Source organism: Streptomyces sp. NPDC043746 (genome assembly GCF_056436485.1).
On sequence record NZ_JBWKCM010000003.1, the window covers coordinates 173,086 to 180,253 of the forward strand.

Genomic DNA, 7,168 nt, shown 5'->3' on the forward strand with positions numbered 1-7,168 from the left:
CGGGCGGGACAGACCGTAGCCAGGGCGACGAGGGACTTCTACGGTGGGGCCGTGCACCCCACCCCGCCCTTCAACGCCCCCGCCGCGCGCCGACTCCGTGAGGCACTGGGGATGGCGCCCGGCCATGTCGCCTACGGTCTCGCCGCCCAGTACGGACTCCGCGTGCCCGCCGAGACCGTCGTCGCCTGGGAACGCGGCCTCGCGACCCCCGGCGAACGCGAACTGACCGCCCTCGCAGGCGTCCTCTGGTGTGCCCCGGGCGAACTCCTGGCCGCCGCCTCCACCCTGCGCGAGCACCGGTTGAGCCGGGAGCTGTCGGTGGACGACCTGGCACGTCAGCTCGGGATGACCGGGGCCTCGTACCTGCGCATGGAGGAGACCGGGCGCTGGAAGGGCAACGAGCGCCAGTCCACCGCACTGTGCCGGGCGCTGGGCCTGTCCCCGGCCCAGTTCCTCACGGCGACGGGCCGCGACGAGGAGCTGGCCGAGCTGCTGACGAGTGCGGTCACCACCCGCTGGCAGGCGTACGTCCGGCCGGTGGCGAAGATCGTCCCGCTGGAGCGGGCACGGGTCCAGGAGGTCCTGGAGCAGCTGCACGCCGACTACCAGGCCCTGATGGTCTCCACCCTGAGCTGGAGCAGCACGGGCCAGGAACGGTCCGGGTCGACGGGCGACGCGGGACGGGCGTTCCTGGCCCGGGTGGTGGACCAGTTCTGGCGCACGGCCGGGGTGTGAGTTCCCCTACGAGACCGGCCGGGACGTGAGGCCCCTCCGTAACCACGGGACGGCCGGGGCGTGAGCCCCGTACGCGAACGGCCCCGAGCGGCTAGAAGACCGACTCCGCCTCGTCCATCCGGGCCACCGGGACGCGCTTGAGCTGGGTGACCGCGTCCGCGAGCGGGACCATGGCGATGTCGGTGCCGCGCAGCGCGGTCATCCGGCCGAAGTCGCCGCGGTGGACGGCCTCCACGGCGTGCCAGCCGAAGCGGGTGGCGAGGACCCGGTCGTACGCGGTGGGGGTGCCGCCGCGCTGGACATGGCCGAGGATGACCGGGCGGGCCTCCTTGCCGAGCCGGGTCTCCAGCTCGACGGCGAGGCGGTTGCCGATGCCCTGGAAGCGCTCGTGGCCGTACTGGTCGATGGCGCCCTTGGCGTACGGCATGGAGCCCTCGGCCGGGTGCGCGCCCTCGGCGACACAGATGACGGCGAACTTCTTGCCCCGGGCGAACCGTTCCTCGACCATCTTGACCAGGTCGTCGACCTCGAAGGGACGCTCGGGCAGGCAGATGCCGTGGGCGCCGCCGGCCATCCCGGACTCCAGCGCGATCCAGCCCGCGTGGCGGCCCATGACCTCGACGACCATCACCCGCTGGTGGGACTCGGCGGTCGTCTTGAGGCGGTCTATGGCCTCGGTCGCGACGCCGACGGCGGTGTCGAAGCCGAAGGTGCGGTCGGTGGCGGAGATGTCGTTGTCGATGGTCTTCGGGACGCCGACGACCGGCATGCCCGCGTCGGAGAGCATCCGGGCCGCCGTCAGCGTGCCCTCGCCGCCGATCGGGATGAGCGCGTCGATGTCGTAACGGCGGGCCAGCTCCTCGCAGTTCTCGGCCGCCTCGCGCAGCCGGTCGCGCTCCAGGCGGGCGGAGCCGAGGATGGTTCCGCCGCGGGCGAGGATGCCGCTGACCGCGTTGAGGTCGAGGGGGCGGAAGTGGCCGTCGAGCAGCCCCTTGAAGCCGTCCTCGAAGCCGATGACCTCGTCGCCGTGGCCCACGACGGCCCGGTGGACGACCGACCGGATCACTGCGTTCAGGCCGGGGCAGTCGCCGCCCGCGGTGAGAATTCCGATGCGCATCGAGGTGTGTCTCCTGCTCGCTAGTCGCGCTTTTCCGGGAGGCCGACCGGGGCGGCCTCCGTGCCCTGAACCAGGTCGATTGTTTCACGCCCGGCACGGACCCCGCGCTTTCGGCCGGGCGGGGCGCGGAAGCCGGCAGCGGGTAGGAGGGATCGCGGAGGCGGAATCTCCGGCGGGCGGCATAGCCGTCCGCGCGGGTATCGTCAAGAGTCAATGCAGGCCAATGCCGCATCCCTCGGGGCGCCGGGGACAGCGCGGGGAGACCCCGCGTCCCGGCCGGACCGCGGGGAGCGGCAGCGCACAACGACGGGAGAGCACGCGTGGCGCGGAGCGTGTACGTGACCGGGATCGACCGGGGGGACGGCCGGCAGGTCGTCGAGCTGGGAGTCATGGAGCTTCTGACGCGTCAGGTGGACCGGGTGGGGGTCTTCCGTCCGCTGGTCCACGACGGGCCCGACCGGCTCTACGAGCTGCTGCGGGCGCGCTACCGGCTTTCCCAGAGCCCCGCGTCGGTCTACGGCCTGGACTACCACGAGGCCTCCGCCGTGCAGGCCGAGAAGGGCACCGACGAGCTGGTCTCGCTGCTGGTCGACCGCTTCCACCAGGTGGCCCGGGACTACGAGGTGGTGCTCGTCCTCGGCAGCGATTTCGCCGCCACCCAGCTCCCGGACGAGCTGGCGCTCAACGCGCGCCTCGCCAACGAGTTCGGCGCCTCGGTGATCGCGGTCGTCGGGGGCAAGGGCCAGACGGCGGAGTCCGTCCGCGCCGAGACCCGTAACGCCTACCGCGCCTACGCGGGCCTGGGCTGCGACGTGCTGGCGATGGTGGTGAACCGGGTCGCCCCGGAGGACCGGGCGGTGATAGCCGAGCGGCTGGCGGCCCGGCTGCCGGTGCCCGTATCCGTGCTGCCGGACGACCCGGCGCTCTCCGCCCCGACGGTCGCCCAGGTCACCGCCGCGCTGAACGGCACGGTGCTGCTCGGGGACGACTCGGGGCTGGCGCGCGATGCGCTGGACTTCGTCTTCGGCGGGGCGATGCTGCCGAACCTCCTGAACGCGCTGACGCCCGGCTGCATGGTGGTGACGCCCGGGGACCGGGCCGACCTGGTGGTGGGGGCGCTGGCCGCGCACAACGCCGGGACGCCGCCCATCGCGGGCATCCTGCTGACCCTGAACGAGCGCCCCGGCGAGGAGATACTCACGCTGGCCGCCCGGCTCGCACCGGGGACCCCGGTCGTCTCGGTGGCCGGCGGCTCCTTCCCCACCGCGGCCGAACTCTTCACGCTGGAAGGGAAGTTGAATGCGGCAACGCCCCGCAAGGCGGAGACCGCACTCGGCCTCTTCGAGCGCCACGTGGACACCGGCGCCCTGCTGGAGCGGATCTCGGTGGCCCGCAGCGGCCGGGTCACGCCGATGATGTTCGAGCACGAGCTGCTGGAGCAGGCCCGCTCCGACCGCAAGCGCGTGGTGCTGCCCGAGGGCACCGAGGAGCGGGTGCTGCGCGCGGCCGACGTGCTGCTGCGCCGGGACGTCTGCGAGCTCACCCTGCTCGGCGATGTGGACACGATCCGCAAGAAGGCCGCCGACCTCGGCATCGACCTCGCCGAGACCCAGATCATCGACCCGCAGACCTCCGAGCTGCGCCAGCTCTTCGCCGAGCGGTACGCGCAGCTGCGCGCGCACCGCGGGGTGACGGTGGAACTGGCGTACGACGTCGTGGCGGACGTCAACTACTTCGGCACGCTGATGGTGCAGGAGGGGCTGGCCGACGGGATGGTGTCCGGCTCGGTCCACTCCACGGCGGCCACGATCCGCCCGGCCTTCGAGATCATCAAGACGAAGCCCGACGCCTCGATCGTCTCGTCCGTCTTCTTCATGTGCCTGGCCGACAAGGTGCTCGTCTACGGCGACTGCGCGGTCAACCCGGACCCGGACGCCGAGCAGCTCGCGGACATCGCGGTGCAGTCGGCGGTGACGGCGGCCCGCTTCGGCGTCGAGCCCCGGATCGCGATGCTCTCGTACTCCACCGGCACCTCCGGCTCCGGCGCGGACGTCGACAAGGTGCGCGAGGCGACCGAGCGGGTGCGGGCGTCACGGCCGGAGCTGCGGGTGGAGGGCCCGATCCAGTACGACGCGGCCGTCGAGCCGTCCGTCGCGGCGACCAAGCTCCCGGGCTCCGAGGTGGCGGGCCAGGCGACCGTGCTGATCTTCCCGGACCTCAACACCGGCAACAACACCTACAAGGCCGTGCAGCGCTCGGCGGGCGCGGTGGCGGTCGGCCCGGTGCTCCAGGGTCTGCGCAAGCCCGTCAACGACCTCTCCCGGGGGGCGCTCGTCCAGGACATCGTCAACACGGTGGCCATCACGGCGATCCAGGCGCAGAGCGAGGAGCACCCCGCATGACGACCACCACTCCCTCCGGAAACGAAAGCACGGCAGCCCCTGTGGAACCGCACCGCGTCCTCGTCCTCAACTCCGGCTCCTCCTCGGTCAAGTACCAGCTGCTCGACATGCGCGACCGCTCGCGGCTGGCCTCCGGGCTGGTGGAGCGGATCGGCGAGGAGACCTCCCGCCTGGTGCACACCCCGCTGACCGGCGGCGGGGCCGGGCCCCGGGAGCGTACCGGCCGGATAGCCGACCACGACGCGGCGCTGAAGGCGGCGGCCGAGGAGCTGGCGGCGGACGGGCACGGCCTGGACTCCCCCGAACTCGCCGCGGTCGGCCACCGGGTGGTCCACGGCGGGCTGCGGTTCACCGCGCCGACCATGATCACCGACGAGGTGCTGAAGGAGATCGAGCGGCTGGTCCCGGTGGCGCCGCTGCACAACCCGGCCAACATCACCGGCATCCGCACGGCCCGGGCGCTGCGGCCGGACCTGCCGCAGGTGGCGGTCTTCGACACGGCGTTCCACACGACGATGCCGGAGGCGGCCGCCCGGTACGCGATCGACGTCCAGACCGCCGACGCGCACCGCATCCGCCGCTACGGCTTCCACGGCACCTCGCACGCGTACGTCTCGCGGAAGACGGCCGAGCTGCTGGGCAGGGCGCCCGAGGAGGTCAACGTCATCGTGCTGCACCTGGGCAACGGGGCCTCGGCCTCGGCGGTCGCGGGCGGGCGGTGCGTGGAGACCTCCATGGGGCTGACCCCCTTGGAAGGGCTCGTGATGGGTACGCGCTCCGGGGACGTCGATCCGGCGGTCACCTTCCACCTGAAGCGGGTGGCGGGGATGTCGACGGACGAGATCGACGTCCTGCTGAACAAGCGGAGCGGGCTGGTCGGGCTCTGCGGCGACAACGACATGCGGGAGATCCGCCGCCGGGTCGAGGAGGGCGACGAGCAGGCCGCGCTCGCCTTCGACATCTACATCCACCGGCTGAAGAAGTACATCGGCGCGTACGCGGCGGTGCTCGGCCGGGTGGACGCGGTGGCGTTCACGGCGGGGGTCGGGGAGAACTCGGCCCCGGTGCGGGAGGCTGCCATCGCGGGTCTGGAGGAGTTCGGTCTCGCGGTGGACGCCGGGCTCAACGCCGTGCGGTCCGGCGAGCCGCGGCTGATCTCGCCGGAGTACGCACGGGTGGCGGTCGCCGTGGTGCCGACGGACGAGGAGCTGGAGATCGCCGACCAGACGTTCGCGCTCGTCGAGCGGGCCTGACCGGAGAGGGCGGGCGGTTCGACAACTGAGCACCCCCGCGCCCCTTTGTATCTTCCACCAGACGGAATATTCCGCAGCGAAACAAACCGATAGGATCCGCCTCATGCGCCGTTCCAAAATCGTCTGCACCCTCGGTCCCGCCGTCGACTCCCATGAGCAGCTCGTCGCTCTGATCGAGGCCGGCATGAGCGTGGCCCGCTTCAACTTCAGCCACGGCTCCCACGAGGAACACCAGGGCCGTTACGACCGCGTCCGCGCGGCGGCCGCCGAAACCGGCCGCGCCGTGGGCGTGCTCGCGGACCTCCAGGGCCCCAAGATCCGGCTGGCGAAGTTCGCCGAAGGCCCGGTGGAGCTGGTCCGCGGGGACGAGTTCACCATCACCTCCGAGGACGTCCCCGGCGACAAGTCGATCTGCGGCACCACCTACAAGGGGCTGCCCGGCGATGTCGTCAAGGGCGACCCGATCCTGATCAACGACGGCAACGTCGAGCTGAAGGTCGTCGCGGTCGAGGGCCCCCGGGTGAGGACCATCGTCATCGAGGGCGGTGTCATCTCCGACCACAAGGGCATCAACCTGCCCGGCGCGGCGGTGAACGTCCCGGCCCTCTCCGAGAAGGACGTCGAGGACCTGCGCTTCGCCCTGCGGATGGGCTGCGACCTGGTCGCCCTCTCCTTCGTCCGGGACGCGGACGACGTCAAGGACGTGCACAAGGTGATGGACGAGGAGGGCCGCCGGGTCCCCGTCATCGCCAAGGTGGAGAAGCCGCAGGCGGTCGAGCACATGGAGGGCGTCGTCATGGCGTTCGACGGTGTGATGGTGGCCCGTGGCGACCTGGCGGTGGAGTACCCGCTGGAGAAGGTCCCGATGGTGCAGAAGCGCCTCATCGAGCTGTGCCGCCGCAACGCCAAGCCGGTGATCGTGGCGACCCAGATGATGGAGTCGATGATCACCAACTCGCGGCCCACCCGCGCCGAGGCGTCCGACGTCGCCAACGCGATCCTGGACGGCGCGGACGCGGTCATGCTGTCGGCCGAGTCGTCGGTGGGCGCGTACCCGATCGAGACGGTCAAGACGATGTCGAAGATCGTCTGCGCCGCCGAGGAGGAGCTGCTCTCCAAGGGCCTCCAGCCGCTCGTCCCGGGCAAGAAGCCCCGTACGCAGGGCGGTTCGGTGGCCCGCGCCGCCTGCGAGATCGCGGACTTCCTCAACGGCAAGGCCCTGGTCGCCTTCACACAGTCCGGCGACACCGCCCGCCGCCTCTCCCGCTACCGGGTGGCCCAGCCGATCCTGGCCTTCACCACGGACGAGAACACCCGCAACCAGCTCGCCCTGAGCTGGGGCGTCGAGTCGCACGTGGTCCCGCACGTGGACAACACCGACGCGATGGTCGACCTGGTCGACGCGGAGCTGCTCAAGCTGAACCGCTACAACACCGGTGACACGATGGTCATCACCGCGGGCTCGCCCCCCGGCATCCCCGGCACCACGAACATGGTCCGGGTCCACCACCTGGGCGGCGGCGAGGGCTAGTTCCCCCGCTGAAGCGAGCCCGAGGGGGGGGGGGGGGGGGGGGGGGGGGGGGGGGGAGGCGGGGGGGGGGGGGGGGCAGCTAACGGAGGGGGGGGGGGGGGGGGGAGCGGAGCGCGCGACGCCACGCCGC

5 protein-coding genes are annotated in these 7,168 nt (G+C 72.1%); 4 read left to right on the forward strand and 1 reads right to left on the reverse strand.

Annotated elements, in window-relative coordinates; all coding sequences use genetic code 11:
• The first annotated feature begins 111 nt into the window (after nucleotides 1-111).
• A complete protein-coding gene (locus AC0682_RS04600) occupies nucleotides 112-735 on the forward strand; it encodes a helix-turn-helix domain-containing protein (RefSeq protein ID WP_478531100.1) in 624 nt (207 codons plus the stop codon).
• Nucleotides 736-826: 91 nt separating this feature from the next.
• On the opposite strand, the gene AC0682_RS04605 is transcribed toward AC0682_RS04600, so the two are convergent.
• Nucleotides 827-1,852 (reverse strand): ATP-dependent 6-phosphofructokinase, encoded by a 1,026-nt coding sequence (locus AC0682_RS04605; protein ID WP_070202258.1) that lies wholly within the window; start codon nucleotides 1,850-1,852, stop codon nucleotides 827-829.
• 320 nt (nucleotides 1,853-2,172) lie between these two features.
• On the opposite strand from AC0682_RS04605, the gene pta reads away from it, so the two are divergent.
• The 3 genes from pta (at nucleotide 2,173) to pyk (ending at nucleotide 7,038) form a co-directional block, all read left to right on the forward strand.
• Complete coding sequence (pta, locus tag AC0682_RS04610) at nucleotides 2,173-4,254, forward strand: phosphate acetyltransferase (protein WP_478530903.1); 2,082 nt, start codon at nucleotides 2,173-2,175, stop codon at nucleotides 4,252-4,254.
• 41 nt (nucleotides 4,255-4,295) lie between these two features.
• The gene (locus AC0682_RS04615) at nucleotides 4,296-5,507 is read left to right on the forward strand and encodes an acetate kinase (RefSeq protein WP_478531102.1); all 1,212 of its coding nucleotides are present in this window, start codon (nucleotides 4,296-4,298) and stop codon (nucleotides 5,505-5,507) included.
• 103 nt (nucleotides 5,508-5,610) lie between these two features.
• Nucleotides 5,611-7,038, forward strand: coding sequence for a pyruvate kinase (gene pyk, locus AC0682_RS04620; RefSeq protein ID WP_478530904.1), 1,428 nt, complete (start codon nucleotides 5,611-5,613; stop codon nucleotides 7,036-7,038).
• Nucleotides 7,039-7,168 lie beyond the last annotated feature (130 nt).